This window comes from Micromonospora sp. C41 (assembly GCF_018070485.1).
Taxonomy (GTDB): Bacteria; Actinomycetota; Actinomycetes; order Mycobacteriales; family Micromonosporaceae; genus Micromonospora; species Micromonospora chalcea.
On sequence record NZ_JAGPXP010000031.1, the window covers coordinates 35,327 to 56,555 of the forward strand.

18 protein-coding genes are annotated in these 21,229 nt (G+C 73.4%); 9 read left to right on the forward strand and 9 right to left on the reverse strand.

Features of this window, described 5'->3' with window-relative positions; genetic code table 11:
• Positions 1–23: 23 nt before the first annotated feature.
• From KBX43_RS25940 to KBX43_RS25950, 3 genes are all read right to left on the reverse strand, one after another.
• Positions 24–2,303: a serine/threonine-protein kinase gene (locus KBX43_RS25940; protein ID WP_210887576.1), complete on the reverse strand. Its 2,280-nt coding sequence runs from the start codon at positions 2,301–2,303 to the stop codon at positions 24–26.
• 79 nt (positions 2,304–2,382) lie between these two features.
• Positions 2,383–3,708 (reverse strand): glycosyltransferase family 4 protein, encoded by a 1,326-nt coding sequence (locus KBX43_RS25945; protein ID WP_199495974.1) that lies wholly within the window; start codon positions 3,706–3,708, stop codon positions 2,383–2,385.
• Between the two features lie 130 nt (positions 3,709–3,838).
• A complete protein-coding gene (locus KBX43_RS25950) occupies positions 3,839–5,782 on the reverse strand; it encodes an amylo-alpha-1,6-glucosidase (protein WP_187692594.1) in 1,944 nt (647 codons plus the stop codon).
• Between the two features lie 42 nt (positions 5,783–5,824).
• Between KBX43_RS25950 and KBX43_RS25955 the strand changes: the two genes are divergently transcribed.
• Positions 5,825–8,524: a glucosidase gene (locus KBX43_RS25955; RefSeq protein ID WP_210887579.1), complete on the forward strand. Its 2,700-nt coding sequence runs from the start codon at positions 5,825–5,827 to the stop codon at positions 8,522–8,524.
• Between the two features lie 46 nt (positions 8,525–8,570).
• Here the strand turns inward: KBX43_RS25955 and KBX43_RS25960 are convergent, their stop codons facing one another.
• Positions 8,571–9,890 carry a hypothetical protein gene (locus KBX43_RS25960; RefSeq protein ID WP_247677735.1) on the reverse strand — a complete coding sequence of 440 codons (1,320 nt, stop codon included), beginning with the start codon at positions 9,888–9,890 and terminating at the stop codon, positions 8,571–8,573.
• A gap of 135 nt (positions 9,891–10,025) precedes the next feature.
• Here KBX43_RS25960 and KBX43_RS25965 point away from each other — a divergent pair, with 135 nt between their 5' ends.
• The 3 genes from KBX43_RS25965 (at position 10,026) to KBX43_RS25975 (ending at position 12,611) form a co-directional block, all read left to right on the forward strand.
• Entirely contained in the window at positions 10,026–10,724 is a 699-nt protein-coding gene (locus tag KBX43_RS25965) for an HAD family hydrolase (RefSeq protein WP_064445386.1), read from the forward strand.
• A 21-nt stretch (positions 10,725–10,745) separates the two neighbouring features.
• Positions 10,746–11,531, forward strand: a complete 786-nt coding sequence (locus KBX43_RS25970) for a DUF4184 family protein (RefSeq protein ID WP_210887583.1) — start codon at positions 10,746–10,748, stop codon at positions 11,529–11,531.
• A gap of 387 nt (positions 11,532–11,918) precedes the next feature.
• A complete protein-coding gene (locus KBX43_RS25975) occupies positions 11,919–12,611 on the forward strand; it encodes a hypothetical protein (protein ID WP_113972430.1) in 693 nt (230 codons plus the stop codon).
• Between the two features lie 8 nt (positions 12,612–12,619).
• Here the strand turns inward: KBX43_RS25975 and KBX43_RS25980 are convergent, their stop codons facing one another.
• From KBX43_RS25980 to KBX43_RS25990, 3 genes are all read right to left on the reverse strand, one after another.
• Entirely contained in the window at positions 12,620–12,901 is a 282-nt protein-coding gene (locus KBX43_RS25980) for an SCO0607 family lipoprotein (protein WP_223201390.1), read from the reverse strand.
• Between the two features lie 72 nt (positions 12,902–12,973).
• Positions 12,974–13,249, reverse strand: a complete 276-nt coding sequence (locus KBX43_RS25985; RefSeq protein ID WP_030500352.1) for a hypothetical protein — start codon at positions 13,247–13,249, stop codon at positions 12,974–12,976.
• Between the two features lie 47 nt (positions 13,250–13,296).
• On the reverse strand, positions 13,297–13,728 hold the full coding sequence (locus KBX43_RS25990; protein ID WP_043329796.1) for a hypothetical protein: 432 nt from the start codon (positions 13,726–13,728) through the stop codon (positions 13,297–13,299).
• Between the two features lie 416 nt (positions 13,729–14,144).
• On the opposite strand from KBX43_RS25990, the gene KBX43_RS25995 reads away from it, so the two are divergent.
• Genes KBX43_RS25995 through KBX43_RS26010 form a run of 4 tightly spaced genes read left to right on the forward strand, consistent with a single transcriptional unit; the run spans position 14,145 to position 18,482 of the window.
• Positions 14,145–15,428, forward strand: a complete 1,284-nt coding sequence (locus KBX43_RS25995) for an ABC transporter substrate-binding protein (protein WP_043329798.1) — start codon at positions 14,145–14,147, stop codon at positions 15,426–15,428.
• Complete coding sequence (locus KBX43_RS26000) at positions 15,425–16,426, forward strand: carbohydrate ABC transporter permease (RefSeq protein ID WP_043329800.1); 1,002 nt, start codon at positions 15,425–15,427, stop codon at positions 16,424–16,426. Before KBX43_RS25995 ends, KBX43_RS26000 begins: the two co-directional genes overlap by 4 nt.
• Position 16,427: 1 nt before the next feature.
• Positions 16,428–17,264, forward strand: coding sequence for a carbohydrate ABC transporter permease (locus tag KBX43_RS26005; protein ID WP_043329801.1), 837 nt, complete (start codon positions 16,428–16,430; stop codon positions 17,262–17,264).
• Positions 17,265–17,273: 9 nt separating this feature from the next.
• Entirely contained in the window at positions 17,274–18,482 is a 1,209-nt protein-coding gene (locus tag KBX43_RS26010; RefSeq protein WP_043329803.1) for an ABC transporter ATP-binding protein, read from the forward strand.
• 248 nt (positions 18,483–18,730) lie between these two features.
• On the opposite strand, the gene KBX43_RS26015 is transcribed toward KBX43_RS26010, so the two are convergent.
• Together KBX43_RS26015 and KBX43_RS26020 are read right to left on the reverse strand one after the other, a co-directional pair.
• Positions 18,731–19,834 (reverse strand): winged helix DNA-binding domain-containing protein, encoded by a 1,104-nt coding sequence (locus KBX43_RS26015; RefSeq protein WP_210887586.1) that lies wholly within the window; start codon positions 19,832–19,834, stop codon positions 18,731–18,733.
• 197 nt (positions 19,835–20,031) lie between these two features.
• Entirely contained in the window at positions 20,032–20,523 is a 492-nt protein-coding gene (locus KBX43_RS26020) for a GNAT family N-acetyltransferase (RefSeq protein ID WP_064445393.1), read from the reverse strand.
• An 85-nt stretch (positions 20,524–20,608) separates the two neighbouring features.
• Between KBX43_RS26020 and wrbA the strand changes: the two genes are divergently transcribed.
• Positions 20,609–21,226 (forward strand): NAD(P)H:quinone oxidoreductase, encoded by a 618-nt coding sequence (gene wrbA, locus KBX43_RS26025; protein WP_043329810.1) that lies wholly within the window; start codon positions 20,609–20,611, stop codon positions 21,224–21,226.
• Positions 21,227–21,229 lie beyond the last annotated feature (3 nt).

Consider the following 21,229-nt stretch of genomic DNA (forward strand, 5'->3'; position numbering starts at 1 on the left):
TCGGTGATGGGACGGGGTGCGGCTCAGCCCGCGGTACGGGTGGGCCGGACCGTGCCGAGGCTCGCCCGGATGACCGCGAACTGCTTCGACGCGTCCGCCCAGTCGGCGTCGGACGTGGTCAGCCCGAGCGTCCACCCGGCCCGCTGACCGGGCAGTACGCGCAACGCGCGCATCCGCTCGCCGTACGGCGCGGTCCACCGGCACTCCCACTCCGCGCCCGGACCGTCGGCGGCCAGCCGGATCTTCTCGTATTGCGGCAGCCGACCGGCGGAGGTCAGATCCCGCTCGGACGAGCGCAGCCGGCCCACCGGATCCCCACCCGGATACGGCTCGACGCCGAGGATGCGCCGGGTGGCCGGGTCCTGGAAGCAGGTCGTGTCGCCGGAGCGCAGCTGCAGCCACCCGGCGGGCAGGGCGATGTGGAAGCCGCCGGTGTCGGCGGGCCAGACCCAGCCGGCCGGCACGTTCACCGCCGGGTCCTCGGGAGGTGGGCCCTTGCGGACCGGCGTGCCCGTCACGTCCGGCCGGACGCAGGGGAACGGGGGAGGGGGCACGCCCGGGCCGCCGGGCTGATGATCCCAGGGCCGGGCGACGGCCTCGCCGGACCGGCGCGCCTCCGGACGGTCGTCGGCGCCGTCGGTGACCGCCAGCGCGGTGCCGACGCCGGTCGCCACGGCGAGCAGCACCGCGCCCACGGCGAGCCCCCAGCGTCGCAGCCGCTTCTGATCCTCGGCGTCGAGCGGCCGGTCCGGGGGGCGCGGAACGCCGGTGGGCGGGGGCGGGCCGGCCCGCAGCGCACCGCTGTCGGCGGGGCCGCTGTGGGCGACCGGGGCCGGGCGGGCGACCGGCGCCGCGTCCGGGCCGGGGATGCGCACCGGGCTCAGCGCGTCGGCGCGGGGCGCGGACTCGGGGCCGGTCGGGCTCCCCGGGTCGACGAAGCTGGTGAGGACCGTCGGGCCGAGGCTGACCGGACCCGAGCGGTCCGGGGCCGCCCGGGGCGGCTCCGCCGGCGTGGTCGCGGGGGACTCCGCCCGCTTCAATTCGTCGGACCGGTCCCGCTGCGGCGGCTCCGGGCGGGGGCGCGGCGGTGGCTCGGGTCGGTCCGCCGCGCCCACGGGGCCGGACCGCTCGGCGCCGTCGCGCGGCGCGGGCCGGCCGGAGCGGGCGGCCGTGCCGGAAGGGCCGGACCGGCCGGACTCGCCGGAGCGCTCCGGCAGGTCGGCGGAGTCGGACGGACCGCCCGGCGGTGGCGCCCGGTCACCCTCGGCGGGCGGCGCCCACTCGCTGCGCTTCGCCGCCCGGCTCCAGGCGCGGGCGGCGGCGGCCGGCGGCATCAGGTCCGGGTACACGACGCCCGCCGCCGCAGCCGCCGGCTCGTCACCGGCGCCCGGGGGACGTCCCCGAGCGTCGCCCTCGCGCCCGGCGGCCGGCCGATCGGACGGTACGGCGGACCGGCCCGCGGACCCGCCGGCCGCCGTCGCGTCGGCGTCCGAAACCGCGGCCACGCCGAGCAGGCGGGCGGTCTCGTGGTGGCCGAGCCGGGCGCGCGGGTCTCGCCGCAGCAGCCCGGCCAGCACCGGCGTCAGCGGGCCGGCGTGCGGCGCCGGGTCGGGCGGCCGGGTGGCGAGCGCGGCGAGCGTGGCCATGGCGGTGCTGCGGGCGTACGGCGAGCGGCCCTCCACGGCGGCGTGCAGCGTGGCGCCGAGCGACCACATGTCCGCCTCGACGCTGGACACGCCCTCGGCGGCCCGCTCCGGCGCCACGTACTGGGGGGAGCCGAGGACCAGGCCGGGGCGGGTCATGGCGCCGTCGCCGCCCTGGAACACGGCCAGCCCGAAGTCGGTGAGCAGCACCCGGCCGTCCCGGGCGAGCAGCACGTTCGCGGGTTTCACGTCCCGGTGCAGCACCCCGGCGTCGTGCGCGGCGCGCAGCCCGGCGAGCACCGCCAGCCCGATCTCGGCGGCCCGCCCGGGCGGCAGCGGCCCGTCGGTCTCGATGATCTCCTGGAGGGAGCGGGACGGGACGTACTCCATGACCAGCCAGGGGTCGCCCTCGACCCGGACCACGTCGTAGACGCGGACCACGTTGGGATGGTTGAGCCGCGCGGACGTCCGCGCTTCGCGCAGCGTACGGGCGCGCAGCTCGTCCCGCTCGTTCTCGGCGAGCCAGTTCGGCGGCACGACCTGCTTCACCGCGACCTCGCGATGCAGCTCCTCGTCGCGCGCCCGCCAGACCTGGCCCATCCCGCCGCGGCCGACCAGGTCGAGCAGGCGGTACCGTCCGGCGATCACTACGTCCCGCACCGCACTCCTCACCGCTGGTCAGTGGTCCACAATAGCCAACGGATCGGACGGTACCTATCGCACGGCGAGACGTCATGCCCTAACTGGCCGTACCGGCGAGCAGATTCCCTTCCGGAATGGTGATCGCGGACCGGTCCCGGGCCAGCAGGGCGGTGGCCCGGCGGGCCTGGAACCCGTCGTGGTCGCGGCGCGCGGCGGCGTAGCTGCCCGCGGTGCGGGCGGCGATCGCGGACCAGGCGTACCGCTGCGTGACCATGGTCCGGGCCCGGCGCGCCACCCGGCGGGCGAACACCTCGTCGGCGAGCAGCCGGTCCACGGCGCCGGCCAGCGCGTCCGGGTCGCCGTGCGGGAACGTCACCCCGGTCACCCCCGGCTCGACGATCTCGGCCAGCCCGCCGGTACGCGCCACCGCCAGCGGCGCGCCGGCGGCTGCCGCCTCCAGCGCGATCATGCCGAACGGCTCGTAGAGGCTGGGGATCACGGTGGCGTCGGTGGCGGCGAGCACCGCGGGCAGCTGGGTGGAGTCCATGAAGCCGGCGAACCGGACCGTGTCGCCCAGCCGCAGCCGCCGCGCCTGGTCGACCAGCTCGTCCTTGTACGGCCCGTCCCCGGCGATCACCACGCGCAGGCCGGGGTGCCGGTCGGCCAGACGCGGCACCGCGTGCACCAGGTGCTGCACGCCCTTCTCGTAGACCAGGCGGCCGGCGTACCCGACCAGCGGCCCGTCCGCGGCGAAGCGGGCCCGGGCGGAGGCGACCGCCTGCGGCCGGGCCCGCCAGGCCCGGTCGTCGACGCCGTTGGCGACCACGTCGATGCGCCCGGACGGTACGCCGAACAGCCGGGCCACCTGCTCGCGCATGTACCCGGAGCAGGCGATCACCCGCCCGGAGGCGTTGCTCAGCCAGTGCTCGACGCCGTGGATGGTGCGGTTCATCTCCTCCGGCAGCCAGCCCTGGTGCCGGCCCGCCTCGGTGGCGTGGATGGTGGTCACCAGCGGCACGTCCAGGTGCTCGGCAAGCGTGACGGCGGTGTGCGCGACGAGCCAGTCGTGGGCGTGGATCACGTCGTAGGCGCCGGACGAGGCGGCGCGCAGCGCGGCCCGCGTCAGCGTGTGGTTGAACGCCATCGTCCAGGCCAGCAGCGAGCCGGTGGCGAGCGGGAACCGGACCGGATCCTCGGCGGCGCGGACGACGCGCACGCCCTCGGCGTACTCCTCCAGCGGGGCGCCCTCGGCGTGGCGGGTGACGACCGTGACCTCGTGCCCGGCGGCGGCCAGCGCCACGGACAGCGCGTGGACGTGGCGGCCGAGGCCACCGACGAGCACCGGCGGGTACTCCCAGGAGAGCAGCAGCACCCGCAGGCGCCGGGCGGGCTGGATGTCGATCACTTCGGCGTCAGCTGACACGCGGCCCCCTTTGAGTTGTGGCGTCCCCACCCCGGCGGCGGCGTCGCCGCGGTGTCCGGTGGGGTCGGTACCCATCCTGCCGAGGGGTCGATAACCGGCGGCGACGCGCCGGTTGCCGGTCTGTAACGCGTTACCGGCGTGTCCGCCGTGCGCGCAGCAGCTCGGCCACCGACCACGCCTGGAACGGGCAGCCGGTGGCCGCGTGCGGGGCGTCGCCGTCGGCGGTCTCGCTCACCGAGCCCAGGCCGTCCTCGGCGAGGTGGCCCTCCAGGCCGACCAGCAGGTCGTCGGTGGGCAGCCCGGCCCGGCGGTACGCGTCCAGCAGCGGACCGGTCAGCCACGGCCAGACGGTGCCCTGGTGGTAGGCGGAGTCCCGCTCGGCCGGCCCGCCCCGGTGCCGGCCGGTCCAGCCGGGGGAGCCCGGGGCGAGGCTGCGCGGGCCGAGCGGGGTGAACAGCGCCTCGGTGATCCGGCGCAGCGTGGCCTCGTCCGGCTCCAGCGGCGCGTACGGCAGCGACCAGGCCAGCAGCTGGTTGGGGCGCAGCAGGTCGTCGTCGTGGTGCGTGGCCCCGCCCAGCGGGTACGCCGGCGCCGGGGCGTCCACCACGTCGTACAGCCAGCCGGCCGGGGCGGGGAACCGCTCCCGGAACGCGGCGACGGCCCGCCGGTGCAGCGCGTGCAGCGCCGAGGCGTCGCGTCCGGCCAGCTCGGTCAGCTCGGCGAGCCCGGCCAGCCCGTTGATCCACAGCGCGTTCACCTCGACCGGCTTGCCGGTACGCGGGGTCACCGGCACCCCGTACACCCGGGCGTCCATCCAGGTGAGCGCCACGTCCGGCGGGCCGCCCTGGGTCAGCAGCCCGTCGGCCGGGTCGACGCCGATGCCGTACCGGGTGCCCGCCACGTGCGCCTCGACCACACCGTGCAGCGCGGGCAGCAGCTCGTCGCCGAGGTCGGTGTCGCCGGTGACGGTGACGTGCCGGCTGACCGCGTGCAGGAACCACAGCGTGCCGTCGACGGTGTTGTGCTCGACCCGGCCGGTGTCGGCGGTGTTCGCCAGCATCCCCTCGGACAGCGTCGCCGCGTACGCCCGCAGCAGGTCCCGGCCCTCGTCGGCCCGGTTCGTGCACAGGAACAGGCCCTCGTAGGAGATCATCGTGTCGCGCGACCAGGCCCCGAACCACGGGTAGCCGGCGACCACGTCCGGGCCGGTGGCGGTGCGTACCACGAACGCGTCGGCGGCGAGCGCGAGCGTCGCCTCGACCGCGTCGCCGGGCTTCGCCGCCGCCGTCACGGCCCGGTTGCGCCGCCGGGTCGACTCGACCACCGCGGTCGCCGGGGGCGGCTCCTCGGCCAGGTCGCCCGCCCAGGCCAGCACCGACACCGTCGCGCCGGGCTCGTCCAGCGCGCCGGTGAACCGGCCCGCGTACCAGAGGTCCTCGTCCGGGTGCAGGCCGCGCTCGGCCTCGGTCCGGTGGCGTACCCCGTGCCACCACTGGCCCTCCGGGGTCCAGTCCGGCCCGGCGAGCCGGTACGCGCCGTCGATCACCGCGCCGCCGGCCGCCGCCTCCAGCCGGGGCGCCGGACCGTCGGCGCGCCGCTCGCCGTGCGCGTCGCGCCACGTGCAGGCCGCCGCGAGGTCGAGCCGCACCGGGCCGCCGGAGATCAACCGGTGTACGACGGCGACGCAGGAGCGGCCGTACGTCATGGCGATCTCCCGTTCGATCACCACGTCGCCGACGCGCCACCGCCAGCGCGGCACCCCGTCGGTGAGGTCGAAGCGCTCCAGCAGCTCGAAGCCGCGCGGGTCGACCACGCCGGAGGACCACTCGTGCGCGCCGAGGCGGACCTGCCGCCCCGACGGCAGCGTCACCGCCGGGTCGAGGCTCGCCAGTCCCACCTTTCGGGACGCGGGCGTGTCGCCGGCCACCACGAGCAGCCCGTGATACCGGCGGGTACGCAGCCCGGCGACGGTGCCCATGGCGTATCCGCCGAGCCCGTCGGTGACCAGCCATTCCCGCGTGGCGGCGGCGGACAGCTCACCGCAGACGCGCGGCCCGAAACGGATGTCGATCAACTTTCCTCCACCGGCAGCGAGGTGTGACATGCCACGGCGACAATGGCCGCTGTGGAGAAGTACCCCGGCGGCGTCGAAGATGTGCCAGTGATCACCGACCGGTCGACCTCCGCGTCCCCCGACCCCGAGCGGCACCGGCTCGCCCAGGCCGACGCCGGGGAGCAGGACTGGCACGCATGGGGCCCCTATCTGTCCGAGCGGGCGTGGGGCACGGTACGTGAGGACTACAGCGAGCACGGCACGGCCTGGGACTACTTCCCCCACGATCACGCGCGGTCCCGAGCCTACCGGTGGAACGAGGACGGCATGGCGGGCGTCTGCGACGACCGGCAGACGTTCTGCTTCGCCCTGGCGCTGTGGAACGGGCGCGACCCGATCCTCAAGGAGCGGATGTTCGGCCTCGGCGGCGACGGCGGCAACCACGGCGAGGACGCCAAGGACTACTGGTGGTACCTCGACAGCACCCCCACGCACTCCTTCATGCGCTGGCGCTACCACTACCCGCAGGCCGCCTTCCCGTACGACGAGCTGGTCGCGGTGAACGCGCTGCGCGGCCGGGACGACACCGAGTACGAGCTGGTCGACACCGGCATCTTCGACGACGACAGGTACTGGGCGGTCACCGTCGACTACGCCAAGGCGTCCCCGACCGACATGTGCGTGGTGATCACCGTGGCGAACCGGGCGGACACCGACGAGACGCTGCACGTGCTGCCCACGCTCTGGTTCCGCAACACCTGGGCGTGGGGGCTGCCCGGCGCCGACCGGGTGCCGAAGCTGGTCGGCACGGGTTCCCGGCTCGTCGGTGAGCACTGGGTGCTCGGGCAGCTGCTGCTGGAAGGCGACGGCGACCCGGTGCCGCTGCTGTGCGACAACGACACGAACGCCGAGCGGCTGTGGGGGCTGCCGGGGCGGTCCGCGTACCCCAAGGACGGCATCAACGACCACGTGGTCAACGGCGCCGCCACCGTCAACCCGGAGCGCACCGGCACCAAGGGCGCGCTGCACTACGTGCTCGACGTGCCGGCCGGCGAGCAGCGGCAGATCCGGCTGCGGCTGACCCGCACCGCGCCGCCCCCGGCCGCCGCGCCGCCCGCCCCGGCCGACCTCGGTGACGGGTTCGACGCCGTGCTCTGGGCACGCCGGGCCGAGGCGAACCGGTTCTTCGACAGCGTGATCCCGGCCGCCGCCACCGCCGACGAGGCGCTGGTCGCCCGCCAGGCCATCGCCGGGCTGATGTGGGGCAAGCAGTTCTACCACTTCGACGTCGAGCGCTGGCTGACCGGCGACCCCGGCTCCACGCCGCCCGCCGGCCGCCGGCACGGGCGCAACAGCGCCTGGTGGCACATGAACAGCTTCGACGTGATCTCCATGCCGGACCCGTGGGAATATCCCTGGTACGCCGCATGGGACCTGGCCTTCCACTGCGTCACCATCGCCCGGGTCGACCCGGGCTTCGCCAAGGAACAGGTCCTCCTGCTGCTGCGCGAGTGGTACCTGCACCCCAACGGGCAGATCCCGGCGTACGAGTGGGCGTTCGGGGACGTGAACCCGCCGGTGCACGCCTGGGCGGCGCTGAAGGTCTTCGAGATCGACGGCTCCCGCGACCACGAGTTCCTCGCCCGGGTCATGCACAAGCTGCTGCTCAACTTCACCTGGTGGGTCAACCGCAAGGACACCGGCGGCAACAACGTCTTCGAGGGCGGCTTCCTCGGGCTGGACAACGTCGGCCCGTTCGACCGCTCGGCCGCGCTGCCGGTCGCCGGGGTGCTGGAGCAGTCCGACGGCACCGGCTGGATGGCCATGTACGCGCTCAACCTGCTCGACATGGCGATCGTGCTGGCCGAGCACGACCGCGCGTACACCGACACTGCCACCAAGTTCTTCGAGCACTTCGCGTACATCGCCGCGGCGGCGTACCACCAGGGGCTCTGGGACGCCGAGGACGCGTTCTTCTACGACGTGCTGCGCCTGGCCGACGGCACGAAGGTGCCGCTGAAGGTCCGCTCGGTGGTCGGGCTGCTGCCGCTCGCAGCCGTCACCCGGCTCACCGCCCGCACCATGCGCCGCCTGCCCGAGCTGGGCGCGCGGCTGCGCTGGTTCCTCACCAACCGCCCCGAGTACGCCGAGGTCATCGGCGGCCGCCGGATCGGGCCGGACGGCCGGCAGCAGCGGCTGCTGTCGATGGTCGCCCCGGACCAGGTGGTGCGGCTGCTGGCCCGGATGCTCGACACCGACGAGTTCCTCTCCGAGTACGGGCTGCGTACGCTGTCCCGCGCCCACCTGGACAAGCCGTTCACCGTCACGCTCGGCGGGCAGGAGTTCAGCGTCGGCTACGAGCCGGCCGAGTCGACCAGCGGCCTGTTCGGCGGCAACTCCAACTGGCGCGGCCCGATCTGGATGCCGACGAACTTCCTGCTGATCAGCGCGCTGCGCGACTACGCCGCGTTCTTCGGCGACGACCTGCAGGTCGAGTACCCGACCCGCTCCGGGGTCAAGCGGACGCTCGACGAGATCGCCGACGACCTGTCCGCGCGGCTGATCTCGCTGTTCACCCGCGACGGGTGGGGACGGCGGCCGATCTACGGCGCCGCGCAGCTGTTCCAGACCCACCCGGACTGGCGCGACCTGATCTGCTTCCCGGAGTACTTCCACGGCGACAACGGCGCCGGGCTGGGCGCCTGGCACCAGACCGGGTGGACCGCGCTGGTCGCCGACCTGATCCTCACGCTGCGCCGCTGACCGTGTGTGCGGGGCGCGACGGGAGAGCCCGCCGCGCCCCGCAGGGTCACGCCAGCGGCAGGAACGCCAGCCGGGCGTGGTACTCGCCGGCCACCGTCACGGTGTCGCTGCCGACCCACAGGCCCCGGTCGGTGGCGTACAGCTCGCCGGTGCCCACCCCGCGGTCCTTCGTCGGGTTCCACGGCAGCGCCTTGCCGGTGACCGGGTGGATCGCCCCGATGCCCGGCCGGGACACCGCGCCCGGCCCGGCCGAGTTGCGGCCCTGCGGGTTGTCCAGCCAGCGCTGGTGGCCTCCGACGTAGACGGCCGCGCCGGTCACCGCCACCGACAGCAGCGTGTCGCCGCCGGTGTAGTTGGCCCAGGTGGGCTGCTTGCCGCCGGTGGCCGCACCGAACTCGAAACGCGCCGCGGTGTCGCAGAGCGTGGCCGGGAACGGGCCGCCGGTGGTGACCACCGCGAACCAGGTGCCGTCCGGCGAGATGTCGACGCCGCGCATGTAGACCGGCATCGTCCGCGCGCACTGCGGCTGGTAGCGGTCGGTGGCCCAGCCGGAGAGCGTGGCGCCCGACGCGCTCAGGTCGGCGACGGCGATCTGGTGCCGCGCCACGCCCGCGACGCTGCTGAAGCCGCCGACGAACACCAGCCGCCGGCCGTCGGCGGAGACGTCCAGCGCCTCGATCTTCACCGGCGCGGTGGCGCCGGAGGTGGTCGTGCGCGGACCGGCCAGGTTCAGGTTGACCGACGGATCGGCGGCTCCGGTGGTGGCGTTCACCGCCGCCAGGGCGCGCCGGGTCACCCCGCCGACGGTCTGGAACGCGCCGCCGACGATCAGCCGGTTGCCGACCAGGCGCATGTCGTTGACCTGGTTGTTCAGCGCCGGCGTGGTGAAACCGGCGACCCGCGCGCCGGTGGCCGCGTCGATCCGGGCCAGCCGGGACGCCGCGGTGCCGTTGACAGTGGTGAACGCGCCGCCGATGTAGAGCGAGCGGCCGTCCGGCGCGGCGGCGAGAGCCTTCACCGCGCCGTTCACCTGCGGCCGGAACGCGGTGTCGATCCGGCCGGTGGTCGCGTCGAGCGCCACCAGGCGGGGCATCGCCAGCTGGGCCGACTGCCCGGCGTTGCGCACCTTGGTGAACGTGCCGGCGACGTACACGCGGTTGCCGATCTGGAGGATGCGGTGCACGGTGCCGTCCAGCGCGTGCGGCGTCCAGTCGACCGGGTTCGTGCCGACGACTGTGGTGTGTGCGGCGTTGACGGCGAGCGCCGGGGATCCCGGCAGCGCCGCGCCCGCGACGGCGAGCGCCGCGGCCACGGCGACGGCCGCGCCCCGTCTGCGCCCGGGTGGATGATCGGGTGAGATCGTCATGGCCGAAGCATGTCGCCCGACCAGGGATCGCGCAGTCGGGTAGCCGCCGGTAACCGCCCGCCGACCGGATAATCCGCGTGGTCCGTCCGGCGACCGGGCAGTACGGTGTGCGAGGTCCGTGAGGGAGGGAGCCCCATGCCGCCGCGCCGGGATGCCGCCGTGCTGGTCTTCGACGCCGACGACACGCTCTGGGAGAACAACGTCCTGTTCGAGCGGGTGATCGACGACTTCCTCACCTGGCTCGACCATCCCACGCTGGACCGGGCCCGCATCCGCGCGGTGCTCGACGACATCGAGCGGGCCAACGCCGTCGCGCACGGCTACGGCAGCAAGGTCTTCCTGCGCAGCCTCGGCGAGTGCCTGGAGAAGCTGCGCGAGCGTCCGGCCACCGACCGGGAACGCGCCGAGATCGATCAGCTCGCGGCGGCTCTGATCGGGCACCAGGTCGAGCTGATGCCGGGGGTGGCCGAGACGCTCGACGACCTGGCCGGCCGGCACGAGCTGCTGCTGCTCACCAAGGGCGAGCGCGAGGAGCAGCAGCGCAAGCTGGACGCCTGCGGGCTGCTGCACCACTTCCGCGCCGCGCACATCGTGCCGGAGAAGGACGCCGACACGTACCGCTGGCTGGCCCGCGAGCACGCCTTCGACCCGGCCGCCGCCTGGATGATCGGCAACTCCCCGCGCTCGGACATCCTGCCCGCCCGGGCCGCCGGGATGAACGCGGTCTTCATCCCGAACGAGAACACCTGGATCCTGGAGCACGACGAGCTGGACCCGTCCGACTCCCAGGTGATCCGGCTGGCGGCGTTTCCCGACCTGGTCCAGCACTTCTAGGCGGCCGGTAACGTCCGGGAGGTGCCACTCACCTTCCCGTCGCACCTGGCGCCGGTGCTGCCGCTGAAGCTGTGGCGGCCCCGCTGGTTCGACGGGGTGGCGCTGTGCGCCGGTGCGGTGGCGCCGGACGCCGCGTACCTGTTCACCGGCACGCCGCTGGCGCTCGGCATGCGTACACACACGCTCGGCGGGCTGCTCTGGTGGGGGCTGCCGGTCGCGCTCGCGTACGCCTGGGTGGCGCGCCGCGTGGTCGCCGGCGTCGTCGCGCACCTGCCGGGACGGCGGTTGTTCGGCTGGCCCTGGTACGCGACGCTGGCCGCGGTGCGGCATCCCTGGCAGGTGTCGGTCTGCTCGGCGCTCATCGGCGCGTTCAGTCACGTCGCGTGGGACCGGGTCAGCCACAGCGAGCGCCTGCCCCGGCTGTTCGGCGTCACCGACTTCCACGCCCTGACCGGCGTGTACTGGTACCAGTTCGTGGACGTGACGGCCGGGCTCGGCGGCGGGCTGCTGGTGGTCGTCCTGGCGGTGGGGGAGGCCCGCCGGGGACAGCCGGCCCGGGGCGTCGCGCCGCCGCTGCCGGCGGCGAACCCGGCCGTGTTCTGGCGGGTGGCGCTGGCGGTCACCGGGCTCGGCGCGCTGCTGCTGCCCGCGCTGCCGGCGGCGGACGTCGCCGCCCCGGCCGGCGTACGGGCGCTGCACGTGGCCGCGCTGGCGCTCGTCGCCGGGGCCGCCGCGGCCCGGAGCGTCCCGCCGGGGCAGGCCGGGCGCAGTCCGCGTCTCGAAGTCGAACAGCGCGAAACCGGCTGACCCCGTTACGCCGACATGCCGCAATTCCGCATAGACATCAATCACAGGCGCGGCCACCGGTCATCGCTTGTCCGGCCTGCGCGTACGCGCCTAACCTGAGCCGGCGTCCACGCCTCGTCGGGGTGAGACGGGGGCGCACCGGAGTCCGGTGGTAAGAGCACCGTGGAGCTGAGTGCGGGCATACCGGCTCGCCGCGCGGAGCCCGGCGAACGGCGTCGTGCCACGCCTGCCGTGTTCCCGCGGCGCAGACCGCTACCCAACCGGACGGCCGGGGTCAGGGCCGGGGAGTTGCGGACCCGGTCCTGACCCGTCCGGCCCCGGAAACAGGCGCCGGAATCGGGTGGGACGCCTCTGGTGCGCGGACCGGTCACGGAGCGACACTGAGTCATGACTCCTCAGCGCGTACCGCTGCTCGCCGGCCTGGTCGTGCTGCTCGCGGCGGCCTGCACGGCGACCGGCCACGACGGCGCGTCCACGGCGCCCACCCCGACGGCCGCGGCGGCCCCCGCGGCGACCGCGACGGAGGCCACGCCCACCCCGCCCGTGCCGACCGAAGCGGCCTCGACGGGCGGCTCGTGGCGTGTCACCTGGGACTGGGCCGTGCCCGGCCAGCCGGCCCGGGTCGCCCACCGGGTCCGGGTGCCGGTCACGCCGCCGCCGGGGGAGCCGCTGCCGGTCCTGGTGGCGGTGGACGTCGGCGACCATCCGGCGGAGGGCTTCAGCCGGATCACATTCGCGTTCCGCGGGCCCACCCCGTCCTATCAGGTCGCCTATGTGCCGCGGGTGGTGACCGAGGGCCGGGGCGCGCCGGTCGCGCTGCCCGGTACCGCGTACCTGTCGGTGCGGTTCGAGCCGGCCCAGGCGCACGACGCGCGCGGCGGCGGAACGGCGGACCTGCCGCCGGCGGCGATCCGCTTCCCGACGTTGCGTGGATGGGCGGTGGCCGGCGACTTCGAGGGGCACCTCAGTTTCGGGCTCGGCCTGCTGCCGCCGGACGGCGGCCGCCTACCGGTGCGGCTGGGGGAGTCCACCCGCCCGGACGGTACGCACGTCGTGGCCGTGGACGTGCGGCGCAGCTGACGCCGGCGTCAGCGGTCGATGATGTTGTTGTTCTCGTCGATGCCGTGGGTGCGCCAGTAGACGTCCCACTCGTCGTCGACGTGCTGCGGCACCTTGCCCTCCGGGTAGCGCACGTACGGCGGGGACGGCTCTTCCCCGTCCGGCACGCAGGAACTGCCGCCCTGCGGGCCGACCGCGATCACCGGGTACTCGTCGCTGCCGCAGATGCTCTGCCGCAGGGAACAGCCGGTGGTCGCCATCAGCCCGGCCAGTCCGAGCACGGCAAGAACGATCATGATTCGAGTTCGCACGGGGAGAATTCTCGCCGCCCCGGGCGGGCCTGCCATCGGTACGCGTACTCAATTCCAGGGGGCGGCCCGGGCTCAGGTCAGCTCGCCCCGCACGATCGCCACCGCCACCCGGCAGAACTCGTCCATGTCGGGCTGGAAGCCGGCCGCGATGTCCGGGTGCAGGCCGGAGCGGGTCTCGTCGAGCAGGCGGCGGCACACGTCCTCCACCGGCTCGCCCGCGTAGCCGGAGCGGACCCGGTCCGCGGCGGCCTGCAGGGCCGAGGTCAGCTGATCCTCCAGCGGGCCACGCAGCTTCTGCTGCACAGGGTCAAGCCCGCTCGGGTCGAGCGTGACATGTGGCTCCGACATCGGCGCTCCCTTCGTCGGCGTCCGCGGTACCCCACCGCGAACGTCGGTCAAACCATCGTCGGTACGGCCGACACCCGGACCAAATACGAGAACTCCTCCGCCGGCTCCTCGACGTACGACAGCCGGCGGATCTGCCGGTCGTCGGACCAGAGCGCGACGTCGACCAGCACCCCGAGGTGGGCGAGACCGATGTTGGCGACCCGCTTCTTGTCCTGGAGCACCGCGCACACGCCGCCCAGCAGCGTGCTGGCGTCGGAGGTGCGGTGCCCGGGCGGGCACCGCAGGGTGAGGTCCACCTCCACCGGGCCGGTGAGCGGCGTCCACCCGGTGCGCTGGGCCGCCGTGCAGGCGGCCTGGAGCAGGGTACGGACTCTCGTCGCCTGGCGGTGCCCGGCGGCGAAGATGGACAGGGCCTCGGTCTTGACCGGGGGCAGGCCGCTCACCTCGAACGTCAGGGCGAGAGCGCGGGTGTCCTGCACGACGGCACCTCCTCGGGGCGAATCCTGCCCAACCGGGGAACGAGCGGACGGCACTTTCCCGACAGAACCAACCGATCGGGCGGGCAGTGGGGGACGGCCGGAGGCGTATCGACGTCGACGGCGACGCGCCGGCTACGGAGCCAGCCCCACGCTAATGCACGACCGCTGACGCTCGGTAGCCTCGCCGTTTCACGACGTGGGACGGCGTGTCGGCCGTGCCCCGTCGTCGCGCTGCCGACGGTGTGCGCGCCGTCACCGTCACATGTCCGTGATGTTTCACTCCGTCGCAGGTCGGGCACGTTCAGCCGCACGACACGCCCGGGGCGTTCGGTGATCGGACCGAGAACCCCGCCGTCTCGCCGTGCGCCGGGGCACGGGTCACTCCCCGGTTCTTCGCCGAAGAGAGGGGGAGGGTGATGACGACAGTCCCCGACACGGCCGCACGACGGCCGGCCGGACGCGCGGTGGCGGCAGCCGCCGCGCTCGCGTTGGTGGCCCCGCTGGCAGCCTGCGGATCCGGCGGCGACGGCGGCGTCCCCACGATCAACCTGTACTACCCGCCGGAGCAGAACCTGCAGAAGGTCGTCGACACCTGCAACACGGCGGCGCAGGGCCGGTACCGCATCGACTACCGGGTGCTGCCGCGCGAGGCCGACGAGCAGCGGGTGCAGATGGTGCGGCGGCTCGCCGCGCAGGACAGCGGGATGGACGTGCTCGGCCTGGACGTCACGTGGACCCAGGAGTTCGCCAGCGCGAAGTGGATCCGGGAGTGGACCGGCGAGGACAAGGCCGAGGCGGAGCGGGGCACGCTGGCCGGCCCGCTGGACACCGCCCGGTACGAGGACAAGCTGTACGCCGCGCCCAAGAACACGAACGTGCAGCTGCTGTGGTACCGGTCGGACCTGGTGTCGCAGCCGCCGAAGACCTGGGACGAGATGATCTCCGCCGCCCAGCAGCTCAAGGAGCAGGGCAAGCCGTACCAGGTGCTCACCATGGGCGCCCAGTACGAGGGCCTGGTCGTCCTCTACAACACGCTCGCCGAGAGCGCCGGCGGCAAGATCCTCAGTGACGACGGCAAGAAGGCGGAGATGGACGCCGGCGCGGTACGCGCGCTCGACCAGCTCAAGAAGTTCGCCACGTCCGGCGTGACGTCGCCGTCGTTCAGCAACGCGCTGGAGGACCCGGTGCGGCTGGAGTTCCAGTCCGGCAAGGGCGCGTTCCAGGTGAACTGGCCGTTCGTCTATCCGGCGCTCCAGGAGGCCAACCCGGAGCTGGCGAAGAACGTGAAGTGGGCCCGGGTGCCGGGCATCGAACCGGGCACCCCCAGCAAGGTCACCATCGGCGGGGTCAACCTGGCGGTCAGCAGCTACTCGAAGCACCCGGAGGAGGCGTTCGAGGTGGCCCGCTGCCTGCGCAACGCCGAGAACCAGAAGTTCTCCGCCGTCAACGACGGCGTGCCGCCCACCATCGAGGCCGTCTACGACGACCCGGAGATGACCGAGGCGTACCCGATGAAGGAGACCATCCTGGAGGAGCTGAAGGAGCCGGCGGTGCGACCGCTGACCCCGGCGTACCAGAGCATCTCCACTGTGATGTCGGCGATCCTGTCGCCGCCGTCGGCGATCCGGCCCGAGCAGACCGCCGACGAGCTGCGCAAGGCGATCTCCGACGCGCTGGAGTCCAAGGGGGTTCTGCCATGAGCGTGAACGCCACTCCGGCCGGCGCGCAGGCCGCCGCCGAGGCCGAGTCCGAGCAGCCCGGCGGCCGGCACGCCGCAGTGCCGCAGCAGCGGTCGCGGCGCGGCTCCCGCGCCCCGCTGAGCGAGAACAAGCGGGCCGAACGGCGGCTCGGCTGGCTGCTGTGCGCACCGGCCGCGCTGGTCATGGTGCTGGTCACCGCGTACCCGATCCTGTACTCCGTCTGGTTGTCGCTGCAACGCTTCGACCTGCGCTTCCCCGACGAGCGGCAGTTCGTCGGGCTGGAGAACTACGTCACCGTGCTCACCAACGACTTCTGGTGGACCGCGTTCGGGGTGACCGCCCTGATCACCGTGGTCACCGTCGCGGTCGAGCTGGTGCTCGGCATGGGCCTGGCGCTGATCATGCACCGGACGCTCGTCGGCCGGGGGATCGTCCGCACCGCCGCGCTGATCCCGTACGGCATCGTCACTGTGGTCGCGGCGTTCTCCTGGCGGTACGCCTGGACGCCCGGCACCGGCTACCTGGCGAACCTGTTCGACGGCAGCGCCCCGCTCACCGAGCGGGCCAGCTCGCTGGCGATCATCATGCTGGCGGAGATCTGGAAGACCACCCCGTTCATGGCCCTGCTGCTGATGGCCGGGCTGGCGCTGGTGCCGGAGGACCTGCTCAAGGCGGCCTCCACCGACGGCGCGACGGCGTGGCAGCGGTTCACCAAGGTGATGCTGCCGGTGATGAAGCCGGCCATCCTGGTCGCGCTGCTGTTCCGCACGCTCGACGCGTTCCGGGTCTTCGACAACATCTTCGTGCTCACCAACGGCGGCAACGAGACGTCGTCGGTGTCGATGCTCGCCTACAACAACCTGATCCGGGGCCTGAACCTCGGCATCGGCTCCACGATGTCGGTGCTGATCTTCATCACCGTGGCGATCATCGCCTTCGTGTTCGTGAAGCTGTTCGGCACCGCTGCCCCGGGCAGCGACGATGGGGAGAGGCGCTGACATGGCAGTGGAATCCACCACGCGGGCGAAGGTGCGCTGGGGCCTGCTGGACGTCGTGGTCGTCGTCTTCGCGCTGGTCCCCGTGCTCTGGATCGCCTCGCTGTCGTTCAAGACCCCGGCCACGCTCACCGACGGCAAGTTCTGGCCGCGCGAGTGGACGCTGGACAACTACCGGACCATCTTCGACACCGACCAGTTCGTCCGGGCCCTGATCAACTCCATCGGCATCGCGCTGATCGCCACCACCATCGCGGTGGTGCTCGGGGCGATGGCCGCGTACGCGATCTCCCGCCTGGACTTCCCCGGCAAGAAGCTGCTGGTCGGCGTCTCGCTGCTGATCGCGATGTTCCCGCAGGTGTCGCTGGTGTCGCCGCTGTTCGAGATCGAGCGGCAGCTCGGCCTGTTCGACACCTGGCCGGGCCTGATCCTGCCCTACATCACGTTCGCGCTTCCCCTCGCCATTTACACCCTGTCGGCCTTCTTCAAGCAGATCCCGTGGGACCTGGAGAAGGCGGCGAAGATGGACGGCGCCACCCAGGCCCAGGCGTTCCGGCGGGTGATCGCGCCGTTGGCCGCGCCGGGCGTGTTCACCACCGCCATCCTGGTCTTCATCTTCTGCTGGAACGACTTCCTGTTCGCGATCACGCTCACCTCGACCGAGCGGTCCCGCACGGTCCCGGTGGCGCTGCAGTTCTTCACCGGCGAGTCGCAGTTCGAGGACCCGACCGGGGCGATCTGCGCCGCCGCCGTGGTGATCACCGTGCCGATCATCCTGTTCGTGCTCTTCTTCCAGCGCCGCATCGTCTCCGGTCTGACCTCCGGCGCAGTCAAGGGATAGGTGGTAGCAATGGCCGACATCGTGCTGGACAAGGTGAGCAAGCGGTTCCCGGACGGGACCACCGCCGTACAGGACGTCGACCTGGAGATCGCCGACGGCGAGTTCGTCATCCTGGTCGGTCCGTCCGGCTGCGGGAAGTCCACCACGCTCAACATGATCGCCGGGCTGGAGGACATCAGCTCCGGTGAGCTGCGCATCGGCGGCGAGCGGGTCAACGACAAGGCGCCCCGCGACCGCGACATCGCCATGGTCTTCCAGTCGTACGCGCTCTACCCGAACATGACCGTTCGGGAGAACATGGCGTTCCCGCTGCGGCTGGCGAAGCTGGACAAGGAGACCATCAACCAGAAGGTCGACGAGGCGGCGAAGGTGCTGGAGCTGACCGCGCTGCTGGACCGCAAGCCGGCCAACCTCTCCGGCGGCCAGCGGCAGCGGGTGGCGATGGGCCGGGCGATCGTCCGCCAGCCCAAGGCGTTCCTGATGGACGAGCCGCTGTCGAACCTGGACGCCAAGCTGCGGGTGCAGATGCGCACCGTGGTGTCGCGGCTGCAGAAGCAACTCGGCACCACCACCGTCTACGTCACCCACGACCAGACCGAGGCGATGACGCTCGGCGACCGGGTGGTCATCATGCGCGGCGGCGCGGTGCAGCAGGTCGGCCCGCCGCAGGAGCTGTACGACCACCCGCGCAACCTCTTCGTCGCCGGGTTCATCGGCTCGCCCTCGATGAACTTCGTGCACGCCGCGGTGGAGGACGGGAAGCTGCGGACCGCGCTCGGAGACGTGCCGGTCGGCGAGCGGGTCCGCCGCGAGCTGGAGGCCGGTGACGCGCCCCGCGAGCTGATCCTCGGCATCCGGCCGGAGCACTTCGAGGACGCCGCGTTGATCGACGACGAGACCCGCCGCCGGGGCATGGAGTTCGAGGCGCCGGTGGACATCGTCGAGTCGATGGGTTCGGACAAGTACGTCTACTTCACCGTCGAGGGGGAGCGGGCGACCGCCGCCGAACTGGAGGAGCTGGCCGCCGACGCGGGCGCGGCGGACTTCGCGGGCGGCGGCTCGAACCTGGTCACCCGCCTGTCGGCGGAGTCCCCGGTACGCGAGGGCGAGTCGCGCCGGGTGTGGTTCAACCTGGAGAAGATCCACCTGTTCGACCCGGGCAGCGGCCGTAACCTGACGCTGCACGAGGGCCGTTCGGCCGGCGCTCTGGCCGACTGACCCCGGACGCGCGAAGGGCCGGTGGCACGCGGTGCCGCCGGCCCTTCGGCCTTGTCCGGCCAGCTCACCCTCCCTCCGTAGTCGGCCATCGGCGTGAGTGGAACGCCACGGGTGTCTCGGCGCGGTTTTGACACCCATGGCGTTCCACCGAGCACGAGCGCGGCGACCCGATGCGCCGATGGCCGCAGAGCAGAGGGGATGCTCGGCAGCAGAGGAGAATGAGGTAGGGCAACGGCGGGAGCCGTCGCTCACCAGGAGTGACGCAGCTCCAGGCCGAGGAAGCGGGCGTAACCCGTCAGCGCGGCGTCCACCCGGGTGCGCAGCGCGGCGTCGAACGGCACGAGCTGGTGCGTTGTCACTGTCACCGCCCGCGCGCCGATCGTCCGCGTCCAGGTGCCGACCACGCGCCCGCCGCGCACCACGGTCGACCGGAACATCCCGTTGTTGCCGGGGACCACCGCTGCGGCGTGCGCCGGGTCGAGCATCAGCGACCGGTCCTTGAAGCCGAGCAGGTATTCGTCGAAGCCGGGCAGCGTGTGCACGTCGTCGACGGGCGCGCGGGGCGTGTCGAGCAGCGCGGCGTCGACCACCGCCGGCTCGCCGTCGACCTCGACCGGGGCGAGCAGGTCACCGGCCAGCGTGATCGCCCGGGTCGCGTCGGTGACGGTGAGGCCGGTCCACCGGGCCAGCTCGTGCCGGGTCACCGGGCCGTGGCCGCGCACGTAGCGGTGCGCCAGCAACGACAGCGCCTCGTCGCGCTCCGGGCGGCGCGGATCGGGCGCCCACTCGTCGAGCAGCACGAACGTCTGTTCGTTGCCGACGTGCGGGGCGATGCAGGTGACGCCGCGCTGGCTGGCGTACCAGAGCAGGTGATAGCCGCGTTGACCATCCGTGTCCAGCCCGGCGGCGCGCAGCGCGGCCAGGCACTCGGCGCGGGTGAGCCGGCCGCCGCCGGCCAGCGCCGCACCCAGCACGTCACCGGCCCGTTCACCGTCGGCGACCGTCAGCCCGAGCTGCCGCCACCGCGAGGCGATGCCGGCGAGCGTCCGCACCCCGGTCAGCTCCAGCAGCCACCGCGCGTCCCGCGCCGGCACCAGGTGCACGGTGCCGCGCATCGGCCAGGTGCGCAGGGCCTCCCGCCGCTCCAGCGCCGCGCGGACGTCGTTCTGGGTGGCGCCGGGAAGGCGTACGCCGAGCGACCACAACCCGCTCGCGGCGTCCTGGGCCTGCATGGCGCCGAACCACTCGACCACGTCGGCGACGCCCTCGGGACGGGCCGTCGGGTGCGGGCGCAGCAGCAGGCCGGTCATCCGTAGCGCGAGCGCCTCGGCGCGGCTGAGGCGAACGGTCACGGGCGTCAGCGTAGGCCCGGGGTCCGACAGCCCCTGATCGCGCTGCGCCGGCCGCGCTGCCGACGAAGCGCGATCCCCCGTTCAGGTTCCCGGCGCGGGGGCAGCCGACTTGGCTGGCGCCGGTCCGACCAGGATCCTCGCTGAGCTGGGCCGGGAAAGCGTTTTCGCGCGGAACTTGCGCAAATCTTGAGCCTCGGTCAGTCGAGCCGCCGGTGCATGACGAGCAGGTCGACGTACCCCCGGGTGGGGTGCCGGAAGCCCTCCGGCACCCGGCCGATCACCGCGAAGCCCAGCGACCGCCACAGCGCGACCGCCCGGGTGTTGGTGGCCACCACCGCGTTGAACTGCATGGCCCGGTAGCCGTCGGCCCGGGCCGCGGCGAGCACGTGCCCGGCCAGTGCCCGCCCGACGCCGTGCCCGGCGGCGGCCGGGGCGACCATGAACGAGGCGTTCGCCACGTGGTCGCCGGGGCCGCCCTGGTTGGGCGCGAGCTTCGCCGAGCCGAGCACCGCGCCGTCCGGCGCCACCGCGACCACCGTCCGCGCCGGTGGGCCCGGCATCCAGAGCCGCCGGGCCTGCTCCTGCGTGACGTCCGGGGGCCAGGTGTACGTCTCGCCGGCCGCGACGATCTCGCGCAGGAACGGCCAGATCAGTGGCCAGTCGGCGGGGGTGGCGGTGCGGATCTCCACCTGGCGAGCATGCCACGCCCGCCGTTTGACGCGACAAGTAACGGGTAGTCGCGGGAGTTGACCCCAAACGAGGAGGGATCGTCTGATGGATGGCCAGGTCAAGGTCGCGGTGATCTACTACAGCGCGACCGGCATCACCTACCAGATGGCGCAGTCGGCAGTCGAGGCGGCGGAGGAAGCCGGTGCCGAGGTGCGCCTGCGCAAGGTGCGTGAGCTGGCGCCCGACGAGGCGATCCGCTCCAACTCGGGCTGGCAGGCGCACCGGCTGGAGACCCAGGACGTGATGGAGGCCCAGCCGGACGACCTCTCCTGGGCCGACGTGGTGATCATGGGTTCGCCCACCCGGTACGGCATGGTCGCCGCACAGCTCAAGCAGTTCATCGACACCACCGGCCCGCTCTGGGCGGCCGGCGCGCTCGCCGACAAGGTGTACAGCGGCTTCACCTCGACCGCCACCTCGCACGGTGGCCAGGAGGCGACGCTGCTGTCGCTGTACACGATCTTCTACCACTGGGGCGGGATCGTGGTGACCCCCGGCTACACCGACCCGAGCCAGTTCGTCGCCGGCAACCCGTACGGCGCCTCGCACACCAGCAACAACGGCGAGGTGGCCCCGGACCACGTGGCCCTGACCGCCACCGCGCTGACCGCCAAGCGGGCCACGCTCATGGGCGCCGCGCTGAAGCGGGGCATGGCCGGCTGACCG